Source organism: Jiangella asiatica (assembly GCF_004349065.1).
In the GTDB taxonomy this organism is placed as follows: Bacteria; Actinomycetota; Actinomycetes; order Jiangellales; family Jiangellaceae; genus Jiangella; species Jiangella asiatica.
Genome location: NZ_SMKZ01000038.1, coordinates 28,666 through 48,876, shown reverse-complemented (window position 1 = coordinate 48,876; position 20,211 = coordinate 28,666). Strand labels below are relative to the sequence as shown.

Below are 20,211 nucleotides of genomic sequence, written 5' to 3'. Positions count from 1 at the left end.
CGTCGCCGCGCGCCGCCGCCTCCGTGCCCAGGTGCAGCAGGACCCCAGCGTGGAGTCGCTCGCCCAACCGGCCGCCCGGTTGGTCGTTCGGCCCAGCCGGGCGGCCGGGCGGACGTAGGGGTCGAAACTGGCCGTTTGTCGCACGGCCGGGCTGCGCGAATGCCGCGAAGGCGGCGGGTAGGCTGCGGACGTACGAGCGTGCAGCGCCGCCGTCGTCACTGCGCCCGCGTACGACGAAGCAGAGACGACAGCGACACACCGCAGGAGACACAACGTGGCCACGATCGAAGCAATCGGAGCGCGAGAGATCCTCGACTCGCGGGGCAACCCGACCGTCGAGGTCGAGGTCGCGCTCGACGACAGCACCATCGCCCGGGCGGCCGTGCCGTCCGGGGCCTCGACCGGCGCCTTCGAGGCCGTCGAGCTGCGTGACGGCGACGCGTCCAGGTACGCGGGCAAGGGCGTGGAGAAGGCCGTCACCGCCATCATGGACGAGGTCGCGCCGGAGCTGCTCGGCTTCGACGCCGCCGACCAGCGGCTCATCGACCAGGCGCTCATCGACCTCGACGGCACGCCGAACAAGTCCAAGCTGGGAGCCAACGCCATCCTCGGCGTCTCGCTTGCGGTGGCGAAGGCCGCCGCCGACTCCGCCGGGCTGCCGCTGTTCCGCTACCTCGGCGGACCCAACGCGCACCTGCTGCCGGTACCGATGATGAACATCCTCAACGGCGGCGCGCACGCCGACAGCAACGTCGACATCCAGGAGTTCATGATCGCGCCGATCGGTGCGGAGACGTACCGCGAGGCGCTGCGCTGGGGCGTCGAGGTCTACCACACGCTCAAGGGCGTGCTGAAGGAGCGCGGGCTGTCCACCGGGCTGGGCGACGAGGGCGGCTTCGCGCCGAACCTGCCGAGCAACCGCGACGCGCTCGACATCATCGTCACCGCCATCGAGAAGGCCGGCTTCACGCCGGGCGCGCAGATCGCGCTGGCCCTCGATGTGGCGTCGACCGAGTTCTACGACGAGGGCCGCTACACCTTCGAGGGCGGCAGCGTCTCCGCCGCCGACCTCAGCAAGTACTACGAGGAGCTGGTCGCGGCGTACCCGCTGGTCTCCATCGAGGACCCGCTGGCCGAGGACGACTGGTCCGGCTGGGCGGCGCTGCACGACGTGCTGGGCGACAAGGTCCAGATCGTCGGCGACGACCTGTTCGTCACCAACCCCGAGCGGCTGGCCCGCGGCATCAAGGACCACGCCGCCAACTCGCTGCTGGTCAAGGTCAACCAGATCGGCTCGCTCACCGAGACGTTCGACGCGGTCTCGCTCGCACAGCGCTCCGGGTTCACCTGCATGATCAGCCACCGGTCCGGCGAGACCGAGGACACCACCATCGCCGATCTGGCCGTCGCCACCAACGCCGGCCAGATCAAGACCGGCGCACCGGCGCGCTCGGAGCGGGTGGCCAAGTACAACCAGCTGCTGCGCATCGAGGAGGAGCTCGACGACGCCGCCCGCTACGCCGGAGCTTCGGCCTTCCCGCGGTTCCAGGCCTAGGGACGTCACCCGTGGCCACGTCGCGTCGTTCGCCCAGCGCCCGCCCCTCGGCGGGTGCTGGCACGGCGCGACGCCCCGGTGCCGGCCGGCCCGCGCCCCGTGCCGCTCGCGGTGGCGGCGGCTCGGGCCGAGCCCGCACCGGCGTCGACCCCGCCGCACCGGCCGGGGCCGACGACGGCCCGCCTCCGCCGCCGCCGCGGCGGCCACCGGGACGGCCCGGCGGCCGGCCGTCGGTCACCGGGCGCGCGGCCGTGCTGGCGCTGGTGCTCGCGGTGCTGCTGGTGTCCTACGCCTACCCGCTGCGCACCTGGTTCGACCAGCACCGCGAGCGCGCGGAGCTGGAGCGCGAGGCCACCGAGCTGGAGGCCTCGGTCGATCAGCTCGAGCAGGAGCTGCGGCTGTGGGAGGACCCGGCCTACGTCGCCGCTGCCGCCCGCGAGCGGCTCAACTTCGTGCTGCCGGGTGAGCAGAGCTACATCGTCGTGCCCGACCCGGACGAGGATGCCGGCGAGGTCGGCGCCGACGGTCTGCCGCCGTCCGGCGACGGCACCTGGTACGAGCGGCTGTGGGCGTCGCTGACCTTCGCCGACGCGGAACCACCCGACAACACTGGCGAGGGCGGCGGCGAGTGATCGCACCGCGGCCTGACCGGCTCGACCTGGACATCGTCACCCTGCAGCTCGGCCGCCCGGTCCGCGGCGTGCGTGCCGTCGCGGCGCGGTGCGGGAGCGGTCACCCGACCGTCGTCGAGACCGAACCACGACTCCCCGACGGCAGCCCGTTCCCGACGCTGTACTACCTGACGTGCCCGCGCGCCGTCGCGGCCGCGTCCACGCTGGAGTCGCGGGGCGTCATGCGTGACTGGACCGAGGAGCTGGCCGCCGACCCCGAGCTCGCGGCCGCCTACCGCTCGGCGCACGAGTCGTACCTGGCTCGGCGCGAGGCGATCGGTCAGGTGGACGAGATCGCCGGCGTGACGGCGGGCGGCATGCCGGATCGGGTCAAGTGCCTACACGTGCTCGTCGCGCACAGCCTGGCCGCCGGTCACGGCGTGAACCCGCTGGGCGACCGGGCGCTGGAGCTCATGACGCCGCTGTGGCGGCCGGCCCGCTGCGACTGGACCCCGGCGTGACCCGGGTCGCCGCCATCGACTGCGGCACCAACTCGATCCGCCTGCTGGTCACCGACCTCGACCCGGCGGCCCGGACGCAGCACGACCTCGACCGGCGGCTGGAGATCGTCCGGTTGGGCAAGGACGTCGACCGCACCGGCCGGCTGGCCGCGGAGCCCTTGAAGCGGGCGTTCGACACCCTGCGCGGCTACGCGGCCGTCATCGAGTCCCTCGGCGCCGAGCGGGTCCGCATGGTCGCCACCAGCGCCACTCGCGACGCCGCCAATCGCGACGAGTTCGTGACCGGGGTCGTCGACGTCCTCGGCGTCGAGCCAGAGGTGGTGTCCGGCGCAGCCGAGGCCGGGCTCTCCTTCGACGGCGCCGTGCGCGGCCTGCCGGGCGACCTCCCCGCGCCGAACCTCGTCGTCGACATCGGCGGCGGGTCGACGGAGCTGGCCCTCGGCTCGTCGGCGGTGACCGCCGCCCGCAGCGTCGACATCGGTTGCGTGCGGCTCACCGAGCGGCGGTTCCCGACCGACCCACCGCCGCCCGCCGGGGTCGCCGCGGCCCGCGCCGACATCGAGGCGGCCTTGGACGACGCCGCCGCGGTCGTCCCGATCGGTGACGCCCGGACCCTGGTCGGCCTGGCCGGCTCGGTCACCACGGTCGCCGCCATCCACCTCGGCCTCGAGCGCTACGACAGCACGGCCATCCACCACCGCCGCATCCCGGCGGACGCGGTCCGCGCCATCAGCGACCGGCTGCTCGCGATGCCCCGTGCCGAGCGTGCCGCCATCGGGTCCATGCACCCGGGGCGGGTCGACGTCATCGCCGCCGGCGCGCTGGTGCTGCGCTGCGTCGTCGACCGTGCTGGCGTCGACGAGGTCCTGGTCAGTGAGCACGACATCCTCGACGGCATCGCCTGGAGCCTGGTCACCGGCTGAGGGTCACCCGCCGTTCAACGACCGGGGGTGGCGGGGTTCGTCGCCCAGCCGTCACCATCGAGGCCTACGGGGGTGCCGCCGACCTCGAAGGAGCCGTCCCGACATGCCCGCTGACCTGACCCGCCGAACGCTGATCACCGGAGCTTCCGCCGCTGGCGTCGCCGCTCTCGCGTCACCCGGCCTGGCCGCCGGACAGACGCCGCCGCGGTCCACCACGCGGTCCACCGCACAGGCCACCGCCTACGCCGCCTTCCGCATCGTCCGCACCCGGCCGGACACCCCGAGCCGGCCGGAGATCACGCTGCCGGACGGTTACCAGATCCTCGCCGGCGACCGGTACTCGGTGGCGAGCCGCGCCGAGTACTACACGTTCGTCACCGGACCGCGGAACGACGCCGGTATCGAGGTGAGCGTGCGCTGGCCCGACGTCGCCGTCGAGACCGTCGTGCACCAGGACACCCACCTGGCCGTGCGCCGCGACCCGGCCGACCGCGACCGGTTCGGCATCACTCTGCCGGTCCGGCTCACCTCGGCCGACGCCAACCAGCCGACGCTTCAGGTGTGGAGCCAGCCGGACATCCGGCCGGGCCTGAACTGGCGGATCGAGCACAACGACCCCGATCGCGTGGCCGGCCCGTGGACGACAGTGCCGTGGCCGGCCGGCGAGGTGCGCTCGGTCATCCACCAGCTGGTGGCAGCACACGTCATCAGCCTCGACTCCGGCCTGGTCGCGACGGCGGCCGCGAAGGGACACCGGTTCGTGCTGATGGGCTTCGAGACCAACAACACCCTGCACGCGGACAACCCGCCGCACTGGCACATCTCCTACAACTCCGGCCCGGACTTCAACGCGCCCACCCACAACCCGCACTTCTGGCTGGACCGCGAGGGCCGCAACTTCTACAACGGCATGGACGTCACCGGCATGGGACGCCTGCGCTACTACGTCGGCGACCCGGCGCCGGTCTACGACTTCGTCGGCGACGCGAACGGCGGGCGCGGCGACCTCGTGGTCACGTTCATCCTGCGCGAGGACGGTGGCATCGACATCACGCCGCCAACCGGCCCGGCGTACGCCATCGCCGCCGGCCGCGCCGGTGACCTGCTCGACGAGGTGACGGTGCTGCGCGGCGGCGCACCCTGGCTGCGGGTGTCGACGACCGACCGGGTGGAGCTGGGCGTGCTGTCGGTCGCGGTGGAGGGCCTGGCCGGCCCGGACGAGAGCCGGTCGACCGTGCTGCGCTACGACCGCCTCACCGGAGTCCTTCATTAGCCCTCGCCCATGATCATCAACGGTTGGCGACGTCATCGAGTCGCCAACCGTTGATGATCAAGGGCGACGTACGGGGCAGAATGGCGCGGGTGCTGCCGCATCCGATCACGGGAGACTCGTTCCCCAGCCCGGTGCCGCCGGGCGTCGGCTGGCCGGACGATCTCGCGGACACCGCCACGCCGGTGGCCACCGCGGCCGGCGACGTCGCCGCGTCGGCCGCCGGCGCCACGCTGACCGAGATCACCGCGCGGTCGACGGTGTGCCGGGCCTGCCCGCGCCTGGTCGCCTGGCGCGAGGACGTCGCCGTCGTCAAGCGCAAGTCGTTCGCCGACCAGCCCTACTGGGGACGGCCCACCCCTGGCTGGGGCGATGCGCGGCCGTCCATCCTCATCGTCGGCCTGGCACCGGCGGCACACGGCGGCAACCGCACCGGGCGCATCTTCACCGGCGACCGCAGCGGCGACTGGCTCTTCGCCGCCCTGCACCGCGCCGGCCTGGCCAACCAGCCGACGTCGGTGCACGCCGGTGACGGCCTGCGGCTCACCGGTGTGCGAGTGATCGCCACCGTCCGGTGCGCGCCGCCGGACAACAAGCCGACGCCGGCCGAGCGGGACGCCTGCTCACCGTGGCTGGACCGCGAGGTCGAGATCGTGCTGCCGACGGTGTCCGCGGTCGTCGCGCTGGGGTCGTTCGCCTGGGCGGCGGCGCTGCGAACCCTCGGCCGGGCGGGCCTTGCCGTCCCTCGTCCGCGCCCGTCGTTCGGGCACGCCGCCGAGGCCGCGCTGACCCCGTCGTCCCCAGGTGCCGGCCCGGCGACGCGCCCAGTGGTTGTCGTGGGCAGCTACCACCCCAGCCAGCAGAACACGTTCACCGGCAAGCTCACCGAGGACATGCTCGACGACGTGTTCACCCGCGCGAAGCGGCACGCGGGCCTCGGCTAGCCCGGCAAGGTGCCGTCCTCCACCTCGCGCACCTCGACCCCGCCGCCCTGCTGGACGGCGGGATTGTGCCGGGCGATCTCGACAGCGGCATCGAGGTCCGGCGCCTCGAGGACGTAGATGCCGGCGACGACCTCCTTGGTCTCCAGGAACGGGCCGTCGGTGACGCCGTCACGGCGGACCGCCCGGGCCTGAGCGCCGGGCCGCAGGGCGAATGCGGCGAGCATCCGCCCCGAGCTCGCCAGGTCGTCGGCGTGCCGGTCGTGTGCGGCGGCTGCCTGGGTGTCGGCGGGCTCGGTGTCGTTCGCCGGGTCGAAGATCAGGATCGCGTAGTGGGGCATGACGAGTTCCTCTCGTGCTGGTCGGTCGATGCTGACACTCGTACGTCACGCGGTGGCGGCGGATATCGACATCTTCGGAGAGGAATCTTTCAGCGGGTCGCCAGGACATGGACCGGGACGGCGAGCTGCTCGCGCAGGGCGGCCCGGCCGGCGTCGGTCACCCGTACCGCCCGTGGGTGCGTGCTCGGAACGATCCAGCCGGCCTCGATGGCGTGCCGGCACAGGAGCGCTCCCGCGGCACCGCCGAGGTGGGGCCGACGCTCGGTCCAGTCCATGCAGGAGCGCACCACCTGGCGACGGGTCGCCGGCGGCCAGCCGCCGAGTGAGCTCAGCCACCGCTCGCCGGCCTCGGTCAGGGCCAGGCCCCGCTCCCAGGACAGATAGCCGCGCGCAGTCATCGCGTCGGTGACGGCGACGCCGACGGCACCGGCCAGGTGGTCGTAGCAGGTCCGGGCGTAGGCGAGGGCCCGCCGCCGGGTGGCCGCGCGCAACGATCGCACCGGCTCGGGGGCTCCGGGCGAGGCGGCGGCCAGACTCTCGATGAGCTCCGCGCTGGCCGGCCCGGCCAGTCGGACGTAGCGGTGCCGGCCCTGGCGCACGTCGGCAAGCAGCCCGCCGGCGACGAGCAGATTGAGGTGCTCGGTCGCGGTCGACGCCGCCACTCCGGCCGCCCGCGCGAGCTCAGTCGCCGTCCACGCTCGTCCGTCCATGAGCGCCAGGCACATCGTGGCGCGAGTTCCGTCGGCCAGCAGTCCGGCCAGCGCCGCCAGGCCGGCTCCGGGCGTCGGCTCCGCGGTGGCGCGGTTCCCGGGAGCGGTCATGCGTCCATCATCGCCGTCTCTCGCTTCGGCTGGTGCCGAAGCGTCGGTTGCCTAGCGTCCGGTGTCATGACGCATGTGACGATCACGCCGAAGATCCTCTACGTCGGCACGCCGGTAGCTCTGCTGTCCACGCGCAACGCCGACGGCACGGACAACCTCGCGCCGATGTCGTCGGCCTGGGCGCTGGGGCAGGTCTTCGTGCTCGGACTCGGTGCGGAGGGGCAGACGGCGCGCAACCTCGCCGAGCGGCCGGAGTTGGTGATCAACTTCCCGGCGGCGGGCCAGTGGGAGGCGGTAGAGCGGCTGGCGTCGCTGACTGGGCGGAACCCGGTACCCGCACACAAGCCGGCCTTCCGCTTCGAGCCGGCGAAGTTCGCCGCAGCGGGGCTCCGCGCGGATCCATCGGAGCTGGTCGGCCCGGCGCGGGTGGCCGAATGCCCGCTCCAGCTGGAGGCGTCGGCGGTGCGGCTGGGCCCCGGCGCGGCTGGCGGCTTCGTCGTCGTGGAGGCGGAGATCCTGCGGGTTCACGCGGACCCCTCGATCGTCGTCCCCGGCACCCAGCACGTGGATCCGGCCGCCTGGCAGCCGCTGGTGTACAGCTTCCGGCACTACTTCGGGCTCGGCGACGAGCTGGGGCACAGCTTCCGGTCCGAGACACCGCGTTGAGCGGAGCGGGTGTGGTCGAGCACACCATCAAATGCCTTGTGAACGCATTCACAAAGTCATAGTCTGGTGGCATGAACGGGATAGCTGGACGGGTCGGCCCGCCGCACATCCTCATCGTGGGCGGCGGTTACGTCGGCATGTACACGGCGCTCGGTCTGCAGCGCCGGCTACGCAAGGGACAGGCCCGGATCACCGTGATCGATCCGCGGTCCTACATGACGTATCAACCCTTCCTCCCCGAGGCGGCCGCCGGTTCGCTGGAGCCTCGGCACGTCGTCGTACCGCTGCGCAAGGTGCTCAAGCGGTCCAACGTCATCACCGGCGAGGTCACCGGCATCGACCACGCCAGTCGGACGGTGAACGTCAACCCGGAGGCGGGCGAGCCGTACGCCCTGGGCTACGACATCCTCGTGGTCGCGCTGGGCTCGATCTCGCGGACGCTGCCCATTCCCGGCCTGGCCGAGGTGGGCATCGGGTTCAAGCAGGTCGAAGAGGCCATCGCGCTGCGCAACCACGTCCTCGACAAGCTCGACATCGCGGCGTCGACCACCGACGAGGCGGTCCGTCGGCGTGCGCTGACGTTCGTCTTCGTCGGCGGCGGCTTCGCCGGGGTCGAGGCGCTGGGCGAGCTGGAGAACATGGCCCAGTATGCGCTGCGGTACTACCCGCAGCTCAGCCCGCGCGACATGCGCTGGGTCCTGGTCGAGGCGGCCGGACACATCCTGCCCGAGGTCGGCCCGGAGATGGGCGTCTATACGGTGCAGGAGCTGAGCAAGCGTGGCATCGAGATCCGGCTGGAGACCAGGCTGGAGTCGTGTGTCGACGGGCACGTGGTCCTCTCGAAGGGCCGGCCTTTCGACTCCGACACCATCGTGTGGACCGCGGGTGTGAAGGCGAACCCGGTCCTGGCCAACAGCGACCTGCCGCTGGACGACCGTGGCCGGGTCCGGTGCGTGCCCGAGATGCGCATCGACGGACTCGAGGACGCGTGGGCGGCCGGCGACAACGCCGCCATCCCAGACCTCACGGCCGGTCGGCCGGGCGTCATGACCGCACCGAACGCCCAGCACGCGGTCCGGCAGGCCAAGCTGCTGTCGAAGAACATCGTGGCCAGCCTCGAGGGCAAGATGGCCGAGCCGTACAAGCACAAGTACATCGGCTCGGTCGCCAGCCTCGGGCTCTACAAGGGCGTGGCGCACACCTACGGCGTCAAGGTCCGCGGCGTCCTGGCCTGGTTCATGCACCGCACGTACCACATGAGCAAGATGCCCACGTTCAACCGCAAGGCACGCGTACTCGTGGACTGGACGATGGCGCTGCTGTTCAAGCGTGAGGTGGTCACGCTCGGCCGGATGCGCATGCCGCGCGAGGAGTTCCGCCGGGCCGCGCAGCCTGGTGTTCCCGGTCGGCCCGCGTCGCCGCCGGAGCAGCAGGAGCGCCGCACGGCGTAGAACTGAACCCGTGGCGGGTGTCGGCGGGCGTCGCTAGCGTTGCGAGTGGTCGCCGAACGGGGAGGTAGCCATGTCCGCTGCAGGTTCCGCCGGTCGCATCGGTGGGCTGGTCGAGCGGCTCCTCGGCCGGCCGTTGCCGCTGGCCATCCGCACCTGGGACGGCAGCCGGGCGGGTCCGGACGGCGGGCCGACGCTCGTCGTCAACTCCCGCCGGGCTCTGCGCCGGCTGCTCTGGCAGCCCGATGAGATCGGCCTGGGCCGTGCCTGGGTCGCCGGTGAGGTCGACGTCGAGGGCGACCTCGACGAAGCCCTCACCCGGCTCGACCAGACCATCCGCGAGCTCACCGAGCGGCCCCGCCTCACCCCGGCCGAGCGGGCCGAGATCATCCGGGTCGCCGTCGTGCTCGGCGCGCTCGGCCCGCCGCTCAAGCCACCGCCGGAGGAGGCCGTCCTCACCGGCGACCGCCACTCCCGCGGCCGCGACCGTGCCGCCATCAGCCACCATTACGACGTCGGCAACGACTTCTACGAGGTGGTGCTCGGGCCGTCCATGGTCTACTCGTGTGCCTACTGGACCGGCGACGCCGCCACGCTCGAGGACGCGCAGCGAGCCAAGAACGAGCTCATCTGCCAGAAGCTCGGCCTGCGACCGGGCATGCGGCTGCTCGACGTCGGCTGCGGCTGGGGCTCGCTGGTCATGCACGCCGCGCGCGAGCACGGCGTCGAGGCCGTGGGCATCACACTGTCGGCGCCGCAGGCCGAGCACGCCAAGCAACGGGTCGCCGACGCCGGGCTCACCGACGTCGTCGAGATCCGCCTGCAGGACTGGCGCGACGTCAGCGACGGGCCGTACGACGCCGTAGCCAGCGTGGGCATGGCCGAGCACCTGGGTGCCGCCACCTGGCCGGCGTACACCGAGCGCATGTACGGGCTGCTGCCACCCGGCGGCCGGCTGCTCAACCACCAGATCGTCCGGTCAGACCGGCCCCGCACCGGCGGCGTGGCCCGGCCCCGTCGTACCTTCATCGACGCCTACGTCTTCCCCGACGGCGAGCTCCTGCCTGCCGGCGAGGTGGTCGGCCGGCTCGAGGCCGCCGGGTTCGAGGTCCGCGACGTGCACGCTTTGCGCGAGCACTACGCCCGGACGCTGCGCGCGTGGGTGGCCAACCTCGAGGCCGGCTGGCACCGGGCGGTCGACCTGGCCGGTCAGGGCCGGGCCCGGGTGTGGCGGCTGTACATGTCCGCCTCGGCGGTGGCGTTCGACGCCGGGCGCATCGGCGTCGACCAGATGCTCGCCGTCCGGCCGCATCCGGACGGGCGGAGCGACATGCCGATGGCGCGTCCGGTTGGATGGAGCCTGTGAGCCTCATCGCCGTCACCGTCATCGGGCACGACCGCCCCGGCATCATCGCCGACGCCACCGCCGGGTTGGCCGGGCTGGGCCTCAACCTCGAAGACTCCACCATGACCCTGCTGCGCGGTCACTTCGCCATGATGCTGATCTGCCGCGGCGACAGCTCCCCGGCAGCCGTCGAGGATGCGCTGGCGCCGCTCGCCGCCGACGGACGGCTACTGGTGTCCGCGCGCGCCGTGCCCGACGAGGACGAGCCCGGCACGCCGGGCCGCCCGTACGCCCTCACCGTCCATGGCGGCGACCGGCCCGGCATCGTCTCCGCGGTCACCCGGGCCGTGGCCGAGGCCGGCGGCAACATCACCGACCTCACCACCCGCCTGACCGGCGAGCTCTACGTCGCCGTCGCCGAGGTCGACCTCCCCGCCGACGCTGACGAGCACGCCGTCGCCGCCCGCCTGCGCGAGGTCGGCGCCGACCTCGGCGTGGGTGTGACGCTGCGCTCGCAGGAGACCGACGTCCTGTGAGCATCGCCGAATGGTCCGAGGCCGACCTCGGGGTGCAGGGGCGCGTCCTGACCGTCGTCCGCGCGCCCGACCCCGTGCTCTCGGCGCCGTCGCCGCCTGTCGATCCGGCCGACCCGTCGATCGTGCAGCTGGCCGCCGACCTGGTCGCCACCATGCGCGTGTCGCCCGGCTGCGTCGGCCTGGCCGCCTGCCAGGTCGGGGTGTCCGCCCACCTCTTCTGCGTCGACGTCAGCACGCACCCGAAGACCCGCACGTCGCACGGCACATTCGTCCTGTGCAACGCCGAGGTCGTCGAGGCCAGCCGCAAGGAGAAGGGCCGCGAGGGCTGCATGTCCGTCCCCGACCTCACCGGCGACGTCAAACGCGGCACGCGGCTCACCGTTCGCGGCCTGGTTCCCGGCGGCGGCGAGAAGGTCGTCATCGAGACCGACGCGTTCGAGGCCCGGGCGCTGCAGCACGAGATCGACCACTGCGCCGGGTTCCTGTTCCTGGACCGCGTGGCCGGAGCGCACGCCGTTTATCCGCGGCAGACTTACCTGTGAGGCGGCGGCAGGGCGGCGATCGGTTCGATATGTCCCGCTTCGTGGCTCCCGTGCTACTGTGCCTCGCGCCCGGTACGCCAGCGAGGCAGGCCCCGGTGCCCGATACTTGGGATGGCCCCCGTAGCCCAATCGGCAGAGGCATCGGCCTTAAAAGCTGAACAGTGTCGGTTCGAACCCGACCGGGGGCACTCCCACGATGCGTTCAGACCCCTGATCCGTCAGGCGGCCGCAGCCGGGGGTCTGTCGTGCTGCCGTCGCCGCGCGGCGTAGGTATGCGGGCGTCATCCTCGACGCCGGTTGTGGGGATCGGACAACCCACACGCGGAGACCTTGTGTCTGACGGGCCACACACGGGTTGGTGTTCGCCTGACAAGGTCGAATGGTGCCAGACATCTCCCGTATCGCGATCGTCAACCGGGGAGAGGCCGCTATGCGGCTCATCCATGCCGTCCGAGATCTCAACGCCAGGACCGGACCTGCGGCCGGGCCCGCCCCGATCCGTACGATCGCGCTCTACACCGACGTCGATGCGTCAGCCGCGTTCGTGCGGCAGGCCGACGAGGCGTACCCGCTGGGGCCGGCCGCTCGCCGGCCGTATCTCGACCTGGCCAAACTGGGGCAGGCCCTGACAGAGGTCCGCGCGGACTCGGTCTGGGTCGGCTGGGGGTTCGTCGCCGAGGATCCGAGCTTCGCCGACCTGTGCGACAAGCTCGGCATCACGTTCATCGGTCCGAGCGCCGAGGCGATGCGCCGGCTGGGCGACAAGATCGGCTCCAAGCTGATCGCCGAGGAGGTCGGCGTCCCGGTCGCACCGTGGAGCCGCGGCGGCGTCGACACGCTCGAGGACGCGCTGGGCGCGGCCGACCGCATCGGTTACCCGCTGATGCTGAAGGCCAGCGCGGGCGGTGGCGGCCGCGGCATCCGCAGAATCACGTCGCCGGCCGAGCTCACCGACGCCTACCAGCGCACCAGGGACGAGGCCGAGCGCGCCTTCGGCAGTGGCGTCGTCTTCCTGGAGAGGTTGGTCACCGGCGCTCGCCACGTCGAGGTGCAGATCATCGCCGACGGGCAGGGCACCGCCTGGGCCGTCGGCGTCCGCGACTGCTCCATCCAGCGCCGCAACCAGAAGGTGATCGAGGAGTCCGCGTCGCCGCTGCTGCCGCCGGCGGCCGTCGCCGACGTGAAGGCCGCGGCCGAACGGCTGGCGATCGCCGTCGGGTACTCCGGCGCCGGCACGGTCGAGTTCCTGTACCACCCAGCGGAGAAGTCGTTCGCGTTCCTCGAGGTGAACACTCGGCTGCAGGTCGAGCACCCGATCACCGAGGTGGTGACGGGGCTGGACCTCGTCATGCTGCAGATCCAGATCGCGGCTGGTACGCCGCTGACCGGGGATCGTCCGGTCGAGCGCGGCCACGCCGTCGAGGCACGGCTGAACGCCGAGGATCCGGACCGTGACTTCGCCCCGGCACCGGGCCGGATCAGCCGGCTGGAGTTCCCCACTGGGCCCGGGATACGGGTCGACACCGGGGTCGCCGAGGGCGACACCATCCCGGCCGACTTCGACTCGATGATCGCCAAGATCGTCGCGTACGGATCGGACCGGACCGAGGCGCTGGCCAGGCTGCGCCGTGCGCTGACCGAGACCACCGTGGTGATCGAGGGTGGCGCCACCAACAAGAGTTTCGCGCTGGAGCTGCTGGATCAACCCGAGGTGGTCGGGCCGTTCGATGCGGAGGGCCGTGTTCTTGGCGTCCACGCGGGCGCCGCGGACACCGGGTGGATCGACCGCGTCCGGGGCGAGGGTCGTCTGGTGGCCCGCAGGCACGCCGGAGTGGCGCTGGTCGCGGCCGCGATCGAGGCGTACGACGAGTCCGAACGGGTCGAGGTCACCCGCTTCCTGGAGACCGCTCACGGCGGCCGGCCGCAAACCCAGCACGAGCCCGGCCAGGTGATCGAGCTCGAGTTGCGTGGCGTGACGTCGACGGTGACGGTACGGCAGAGCACGTCCGGAACCTATGAGGTCGGACTGGTCGACGCATCCGGCGCCGAGCAGCTGGTCGAGGCGCGGCTGGACCGGCTGGACGACGTGCATGGCCGGCTTCGCATCGGCGATCACGCCTTCCGACTGGTCACGGCTGCCCATCCGCCGGTGCATCTGGTGGAGGTCGACGGCGTCACCCACCGGATCAGCCACGACGAGGGCGGCATGCTGCGCGCTCCGGCACCCGCGCTGGTGGTCGCCACCCCGGTCGCCGTCGGCGACGAGGTCTCGGCCGGCGCGCCGGTCCTGGTGCTGGAGTCGATGAAGATGGAGACGGTCGTGCCGGCCCCGTTCACCGGGCGGCTCAAGGAGCTGGTCGTTCGCGCTGGCAACCAGGTCGAGACCGGCACGCCGCTGGCGCGACTGGAACCGATCGGCGAGCGCTCCTCGGCACGGTTGGACGCACGTCGCGCCGGCGACGATCCGGCCGCCGACGTTTCCGCACTGCGGCCGATCCGGACCGAACGGGAGCAGGCGATCGCGGCCCTCGATCGGCTGCGCGGACTGTTGATGGGATATGACGTGGACCCGGGCCGGCATCGCGCGGCCATCGCGGACCACCTGCGGCTGCGTGATCAGCTCGCCGAGGACCGGCCCGGGGTGGTCCGTGCCGAGATGCGGCTGCTCTGGCTGTTCACCGACTTCGCCGAGCTGAGCCGCAACCGGCCGGCCGGCGACGAGGGCAACACGGAACTGCGCGTGCACAGCACCCGAGAGCACTTCCACACCTTCCTCCGGTCGCTCGACCCCGAGCGCGGCGGGCTGCCGGAACACTTCCGCGCGCGGCTGCTGCGAGTGCTGCGGCACTACGGCGTCACCGACCTGGAGCGCACTCCAAAGCTGGAGGAGGCGCTGTTCAGGATCTTCTTGTCCCAACGGCACACCGACACCGATGTGGAGATCGCGACGGCGATCCTGCAGCGTTGGCTGGCCGAGCCGAGGCCGGCGACCGGGCTTGCCCGGGCCGCCCGGGCTGAGCTGGAGCGCATGGTGCGGGCGACCCAGTTGCGCTTTCCCGTGGTGGGCGATCTGGCCCGGTCGATCCGGTTCCGCTGGTTCGACCAGCCGTTGGTGGACGCCGAGCGGCGTCAGGTGCTGGACGGTGTCGCGGACGAGGTGCGCGCGCTGACCTCTACCGCCGCGCCCGATCGGCGGCAACGGATCGAGGCGCTGACCCAGATCCCCGAGCAGCTGGTCGGCTTCCTCCGCGACCGCATGTTCGAGAACTTCCCCGCGGCGGAACCGCTGTTGGAGGTGCTGATCCGTCGGCACTACCACGAGTACGCGCTGCACGACGTGACCGTGATCGAGGTGGCCGGCCGCCCGGTGGTGTGGGCCGAGTACCACTCCGAGGAGCACGGATCGACCCGGGTGATCTCGACCATCGCCGACATCGCCGAACTGTCCGCCGGTTCTTCCGCCGGGGACGGTCTGGCCGCGGCGATCGGCGGTCTGCTGGCTCTCGACCACGACAACGTGGTCGAGATCTACCTGCGCTGGCGCGGGATGCCAGGCGATTCGCAGGACACGTCGGCGCGGCTGGACGAGTTGATCAGCGCTCAGCCGTACGCGGCACGTGCCCGACGGATCTCAATTGCGGCCTGCCCGGAGCCCGGCCGCAACGTCGACTACTTCACCTTCCGGCCGGTGCCGGAGGCGGCGGAGCTGACCCTGGTCGAGGACGACCTCGTTCGTGGGATGCATCCGATGGTCGGCCACCGGCTCAACCTCTGGCGCTTGGTCCACTTCGACGTCACCCGGCTGGACGCACCGGGCGACGTGGTCCTGTACGAGGCCGTCGCCAAGACCAACCCGGCCGACCGGCGGCTGGTCGCTTGCGCGCAGGTCCGGCAGCTGGCGGTGGTCCGCGACGATGCGGGGCGGGTGATCGGGCTGCCGCACGCCGAACGGGCGGTCGAGCACTGCCTGGAGGCGATCCGCCGGGTCCGTACCGCCCGCGGCCGTGATGGTGCCCGGCTCGACCTGAACCACGTCTGGGTTACCGTCTGGCCGGTGGTCGACGCCGACGTCGACCAGTTGGCCACGCTGCAGGCCAAGATCACGCCGCTCAGCGAGGGCGCCGGACTCGAGGAGGTGCTGGCCGAAGGGCGCGTCGCCGACGGGCACGGCGCCGTGCACCCGATCGCCATCCGTTTCCACGCCAGGCCTGGCGTCGGCACGGTCGCCGACGTGATCGCCCCGCCGACCCAGCCGCTGGCGCCGCTGGACGACTACGCCGCCAAGGTGCTCAGGGCTCGCCGTCGTGGGCTGGTCTATCCCTACGAGCTGGAGGCCGTGCTGGCCGGCGGCGGCAGCCTGACCGAACTCGACCTCGACGACCACGGCGCACTGGTGGAGGTGACCCGGCCACGCGGCCGCAACAGCGCAGGGATCATCGTCGCCAAGGTGACGACGCCGACGAGGCTCTATCCCGAAGGCGTGACCCGGATCGTGCTCTGCGGTGACCCGACCAAGTCGCTCGGCGCGCTGGCCGAGGCCGAATGCGCCAGGGTGATCGCCGCGCTCGATCTCGCCGAGAGCCTGGGGGTCCCGGTGGAGTGGTTCGCACTGTCGGCCGGTGCCCGGGTGGCGATGGACTCCGGCACCGAGAACATGGACTGGGTGGCGGCGGCGCTGCGGCGGATCGTCGAGTTCACCCAGCGCGGCGGCGAGATCAACGTCGTCGTGGCCGGCATCAACGTCGGCGCCCAGCCGTACTGGAACGCCGAGGCGACCATGCTGATGCACACCCGCGGCGTGCTGATCATGACCCCGGACTCGGCGATGGTGTTGACCGGCAAGCAGACGCTGGACTTCTCCGGCAGCGTGTCGGCCGAGGACAACTTCGGCATCGGCGGATACGACCGAGTGATGGGCCCGAACGGGCAGGCGCAGTACTGGGTGCCGAACTTGGCCGGGGCTCTCGGCGTCTTGATGGCGCACTACGAGCAGACGTACGTGATGCCGGGAGAGCCCGGGCCGCGGGTCGCGGTCAGCGCCGATCCCGATGATCGAGACATCTCGACCTATCCGCACGGCGGCGAGTTCGCCACCGTCGGCGACGTGTTCTCCGCCGCCGCGAACCCGGACCGGAAGAAGCCGTTCGACATCCGGACGGTCATGGCGGCCGTCGCCGACGCCGACGCGCCGCCGCGCGAACGGTGGGCCGGGATGGCCGACGCGGAGACCGCGGTCGTCACCGACACCCGTCTCGGCGGGCACTCGGTGAGTCTGATCGGGATCGAGTCCAGGCCGGTGCCGCGGCGTGGGTTCCCGCCGACCGACGGGCCGGACACCTACACCGCCGGGACGTTGTTCCCGCTCTCGTCGAAGAAGATCGCCCGCGCCATCAACGCGGCATCCGGCAACCGGCCGCTGGTGGTGCTGGCCAACCTGTCCGGCTTCGACGGATCGCCGGAATCGATGCGCAACCTTCAGCTGGAGTACGGCGCGGAGATCGGCCGGGCCGTTGTCAACTTCCGTGGCCCGATCGTGTTCTGCGTGATGTCCCGCTATCACGGCGGCGCCTTCGTGGTCTTCTCCAAACGCCTGAATCCGCGGATGACGGTGCTGGCCTTGGAGGGCTCCTATGCTTCGGTGCTCGGCGGAGCCCCGGCCGCGGCCGTGGTGTTCTCCGCCGAGGTCGACAGGCGGGCAGCCGCCGACCCGGCGGTCGCCGCCTTGGAGGGGCGGATCGAAGCCGCATCGGCGATCGAGCGAGGCCCGCTGCTGGTCGAGCTGGCCGAGCTCCGGGCGGCGCTGCGCGCGGAGAAGATCTCCGAGGTAGCCGTCGAGTTCGACCGTATCCACAGCATCCAGCGAGCCGTCGAGGTCGGATCGGTCGACGAGGTCGTCTCCGTCGCCGAACTCCGACCCAAGATCATCGCTGCGATCCGCCGGAGACCGGCCTGAGCCGTCCCCGCTTCCGGAGCTCCAGGCTCACGTCGTCGTCGCGAGCCAGGCGAAGAACTCGTCGGCGGAGAAGACCGGCTTGCCGAGATCCTTGGCCTTGCGGGCCTTGCCCGACTGCGTGCCGAGCTCGGCCACCACGAGGGCGTCGCACTTCGTCTTGGTCACGGAGTCGACGGGGACGAGTCCGCGTGCCGCCGCCGTGGCCTTCATCTCCTCCCGGTCGACGGTCCGCCCGTCCGGTGATCGAGCCGTCCCGGTGAAGCACACGCGGGCGCCTGCGGCGAGCACCGCGTCGATTCCGGGGCCGTCGCTCGTGAGGTCGGCCAGGAGGGAGTCGACGTCGATCTCGAGGACCTGCTCGAGCCGCCGCAGCCGGTCCACGAGCACCGGGGGCAGGCCCGCCGACCGCTCGACGACCGAGGCCAGGCGTTCGGTGACGACCTCGCGGAGGGCCGAGTAGGTTTCGCGGGCGGCGGTCGACAACCCGCCGCCCTCGCTCGCCGAGCCGCGCAGGATGACCTGGCTCAGCGTCCTGCTGACATCGACGAGTGCGGACAGGGTCGGCAGCGCCGGGCTGGCAGGCGGCTCGGCGTCCGGGTCGCGCGTCAGGAGGTAGCTCGTGCCGGCCTCGATGGTCTCGCCGAGGTCGAAGGCGCTGGCGCTCGCGTCGCCTCGTCCCAGGCGCCGGTGGGCTTCCATGGCCGCACGCGCTCGTTCGAGAGCGGTCGGGGCGGACAGGCCGAGCCGCTCGCCGTCCGTCAGTCGCAAGGGCGGTAGGTCGGCACCGAGCGGCAACGGCGCCACGGTGCCGAGTCGCTTGAGCTCGAAGTCGATGAGCCCGAGCGTCTCGTCGGTGCGGACACCGACCGGGGTGTGCCCGTCGAGCAGCGGTGCCAGCACGGACCACGCTTCGGCCAGGGTCGGGGCCAGGAGGACGTCGTCGACGGAGATCGCGTAGGAGCCACGGGCCTCGGCCAGGTCGCGTTGCGGGTTCACCAGGGTGCTGATGGCCGACCCGTCGTCGAACGCGACGGCGATCTCGACCGGCCGCGGCCGGGACAGCCGACCCTCGCCTCCGACGGTCAGCATGGCGACGGCGCACGATCGTGTCGCGTGCTCGGCGGCGGTCGACGCGCGCAGGAACCGGACGATGCGCCGGTCGACCTTGAGGTCCTTGGCCAGCACCGGGCGCTTGAGCACCAGGCCGTCCATCGACGTGCAGCGGCTCAGGGCGACGTAGACCTGGCCGAAGTCGAACGCTCCGCCGGTCAGGTCGACGACCAGGCGGTCGAGCGTCTGCCCCTGGCTCTTGTGGATGGTGACGGCCCAGGCGAGCTTGAACGGCAGCTGCGTGAACGTGCCGATGATCTCGTGCCGCAGGCTGCCGCCGTCGACGACCGGGCGGGTCGCCTCCCAGGTGTACGGCGCGACGTCCGCGATGGAGCCGTCCGGGAACTCGACGGCGACCACGAGGCCGTCGGCGTCCCGCCGGACCTCGGTGATGCGGCCGAGGGTCCCGTTGACCCACCGTTCGTAGACGTCGTTGTTCAGCATCATCACCTGCGCACCCGCCTTGAACCGCAGCACCTCCTCCACGGGTGGATCGAACAGGCTCAGGTCGCCGAACGTCGCGGCGTGGTGGACGAAGGTGTCACCGGAGAGACGTTCGAGGCGTTCCCTGTTCCGCGCGGTGACGATGCGGTTGGTGGGCGCCAGGGTCAGCCAGAACTCGTCGTCGGGCGGGACGAAGTCCGGGTCGGTCCGGGTGTTGATCTCATCCTGGGCCTTCTGGACGAGGACGCCTTCTCTGACGGCGTTGAGGATGGTGGTCAGCCGCTCGTCGCCGAGCTGGCGGAACACCGTCGTGAGCGCGACGGTCGGGAAGTCCTCCCGGGTGAACCGGTCGGCCGAGAAGAAGTACGGGGAGTCGTAGCGAGTCGTGAAGAACTCCGACTCGCTCGCCCGGACGACCGGTGGGAGCTGGAAGAGGTCGCCGACGAGCACCACCTGGACGCCACCGAACGGCGTGCCTGGCTCCGGCCCGAAGCGTTCGAGGGCGATGACGAGCTTGTCGAACAGGTCGGCGCGAACCATGGACGCCTCGTCGATGATGAGCGTCTCGACGGACTTCAGGGTCTTGGCGAACCGGCCGGGCCGGTAGGTGCCGTTTCGCACCGCGTCGAGGTCGGTGGTCGCGTTGAAGCCGAAGAGCCGGTGGATCGTGTAGCCGTTGACGTTCAACGCCGCGATCCCCGTCGGCGCCGCCACCACGACGCGCCGGTCGGACCCCGCCATGAAGTGGCGGATGAGGGTCGACTTCCCTGTCCCGGCCTTGCCGGTGAGGAAGAGGTTGCGTCCCTCGCCGAGGAGCGTCAGCGCGCGTTCGAACTCCTCGGTGAGGACCAGCCGTGGTGCCGGCATCACCGTGGGACTCGATCGATGGCGCGGCCGAACGCCGCCGCCCGGCTGACACCCGCGGGCATCGCACCTCCGGTCATTCGATCTGGTGGAGTGCAGCGTAGGTCCAGCCACGACACCTGCTCAATTGTGACCCTTCTGCTGCTTCCGTAGGTGCGCGGTACTCCGAAATGATCACGTTCAGCACGAGATCTCGTGTCACACCATGCTCGCAATCATGGTGAGGCTCGGGTGATCCTGCTGAACGTGATCACTTCGGGGCCACGGTGTGAGAATGCTGCGATAAGGTGCCTGGTCGGCGAAAAGTCGTGGACCAGACG

The 20,211-nt window shown here is 71.7% G+C and carries 15 protein-coding genes and 1 tRNA gene; 13 read left to right on the top strand and 3 right to left on the bottom strand.

What is annotated here, in order from left to right:
* Nucleotides 1-274 precede the first annotated feature (274 nt).
* From eno to E1269_RS22415, 6 genes are all read left to right on the top strand, one after another.
* Nucleotides 275-1,555 carry a phosphopyruvate hydratase gene (eno, locus tag E1269_RS22440; protein ID WP_131898707.1) on the top strand — a complete coding sequence of 427 codons (1,281 nt, stop codon included), beginning with the start codon at nucleotides 275-277 and terminating at the stop codon, nucleotides 1,553-1,555.
* Nucleotides 1,556-1,566: 11 nt separating this feature from the next.
* Entirely contained in the window at nucleotides 1,567-2,187 is a 621-nt protein-coding gene (locus E1269_RS22435; protein ID WP_131898705.1) for an FtsB family cell division protein, read from the top strand.
* Nucleotides 2,184-2,687: a DUF501 domain-containing protein gene (locus E1269_RS22430; protein ID WP_131898703.1), complete on the top strand. Its 504-nt coding sequence runs from the start codon at nucleotides 2,184-2,186 to the stop codon at nucleotides 2,685-2,687. Before E1269_RS22435 ends, E1269_RS22430 begins: the two co-directional genes overlap by 4 nt.
* Nucleotides 2,684-3,610 (top strand): Ppx/GppA phosphatase family protein, encoded by a 927-nt coding sequence (locus E1269_RS22425; RefSeq protein ID WP_131898701.1) that lies wholly within the window; start codon nucleotides 2,684-2,686, stop codon nucleotides 3,608-3,610. Before E1269_RS22430 ends, E1269_RS22425 begins: the two co-directional genes overlap by 4 nt.
* A gap of 103 nt (nucleotides 3,611-3,713) precedes the next feature.
* On the top strand, nucleotides 3,714-4,883 hold the full coding sequence (locus tag E1269_RS22420) for a hypothetical protein (protein WP_131898698.1): 1,170 nt from the start codon (nucleotides 3,714-3,716) through the stop codon (nucleotides 4,881-4,883).
* Between the two features lie 80 nt (nucleotides 4,884-4,963).
* The gene (locus E1269_RS22415; protein ID WP_131898740.1) at nucleotides 4,964-5,824 is read left to right on the top strand and encodes a uracil-DNA glycosylase; all 861 of its coding nucleotides are present in this window, start codon (nucleotides 4,964-4,966) and stop codon (nucleotides 5,822-5,824) included.
* Here the strand turns inward: E1269_RS22415 and E1269_RS22410 are convergent.
* Nucleotides 5,821-6,162 carry a YciI family protein gene (locus tag E1269_RS22410; protein WP_131898696.1) on the bottom strand — a complete coding sequence of 114 codons (342 nt, stop codon included), beginning with the start codon at nucleotides 6,160-6,162 and terminating at the stop codon, nucleotides 5,821-5,823. The two genes, E1269_RS22415 and E1269_RS22410, sit on opposite strands and share 4 nt — an antisense overlap.
* Before the next feature lie 89 nt (nucleotides 6,163-6,251).
* Entirely contained in the window at nucleotides 6,252-6,983 is a 732-nt protein-coding gene (locus E1269_RS22405) for an ArsR/SmtB family transcription factor (protein ID WP_131898694.1), read from the bottom strand.
* A gap of 66 nt (nucleotides 6,984-7,049) precedes the next feature.
* Here E1269_RS22405 and E1269_RS22400 point away from each other — a divergent pair, with 66 nt between their 5' ends.
* The 7 genes from E1269_RS22400 (at nucleotide 7,050) to E1269_RS22370 (ending at nucleotide 17,473) form a co-directional block, all read left to right on the top strand.
* On the top strand, nucleotides 7,050-7,649 hold the full coding sequence (locus E1269_RS22400) for a flavin reductase family protein (protein WP_131898692.1): 600 nt from the start codon (nucleotides 7,050-7,052) through the stop codon (nucleotides 7,647-7,649).
* Between the two features lie 71 nt (nucleotides 7,650-7,720).
* Nucleotides 7,721-9,100, top strand: coding sequence for an NAD(P)/FAD-dependent oxidoreductase (locus tag E1269_RS22395; RefSeq protein ID WP_131898690.1), 1,380 nt, complete (start codon nucleotides 7,721-7,723; stop codon nucleotides 9,098-9,100).
* Nucleotides 9,101-9,170: 70 nt separating this feature from the next.
* A complete protein-coding gene (locus E1269_RS22390) occupies nucleotides 9,171-10,463 on the top strand; it encodes an SAM-dependent methyltransferase (RefSeq protein WP_131898688.1) in 1,293 nt (430 codons plus the stop codon).
* Nucleotides 10,460-10,978, top strand: coding sequence for a glycine cleavage system transcriptional repressor (locus E1269_RS22385; protein WP_131898686.1), 519 nt, complete (start codon nucleotides 10,460-10,462; stop codon nucleotides 10,976-10,978). Before E1269_RS22390 ends, E1269_RS22385 begins: the two co-directional genes overlap by 4 nt.
* Nucleotides 10,975-11,520: a peptide deformylase gene (locus E1269_RS22380; protein ID WP_131898684.1), complete on the top strand. Its 546-nt coding sequence runs from the start codon at nucleotides 10,975-10,977 to the stop codon at nucleotides 11,518-11,520. The genes E1269_RS22385 and E1269_RS22380 overlap by 4 nt, the downstream gene beginning before the upstream one ends.
* A 114-nt stretch (nucleotides 11,521-11,634) precedes the next feature.
* Nucleotides 11,635-11,708, top strand: a tRNA-Leu gene (locus tag E1269_RS22375).
* A gap of 191 nt (nucleotides 11,709-11,899) precedes the next feature.
* Nucleotides 11,900-17,473 (top strand): ATP-binding protein, encoded by a 5,574-nt coding sequence (locus E1269_RS22370; protein ID WP_131898682.1) that lies wholly within the window; start codon nucleotides 11,900-11,902, stop codon nucleotides 17,471-17,473.
* Between the two features lie 27 nt (nucleotides 17,474-17,500).
* Here the strand turns inward: E1269_RS22370 and E1269_RS22365 are convergent, their stop codons facing one another.
* The gene (locus E1269_RS22365) at nucleotides 17,501-19,894 is read right to left on the bottom strand and encodes an AAA family ATPase (protein ID WP_131898739.1); all 2,394 of its coding nucleotides are present in this window, start codon (nucleotides 19,892-19,894) and stop codon (nucleotides 17,501-17,503) included.
* Between the last annotated feature and the right edge of the window lie 317 nt (nucleotides 19,895-20,211).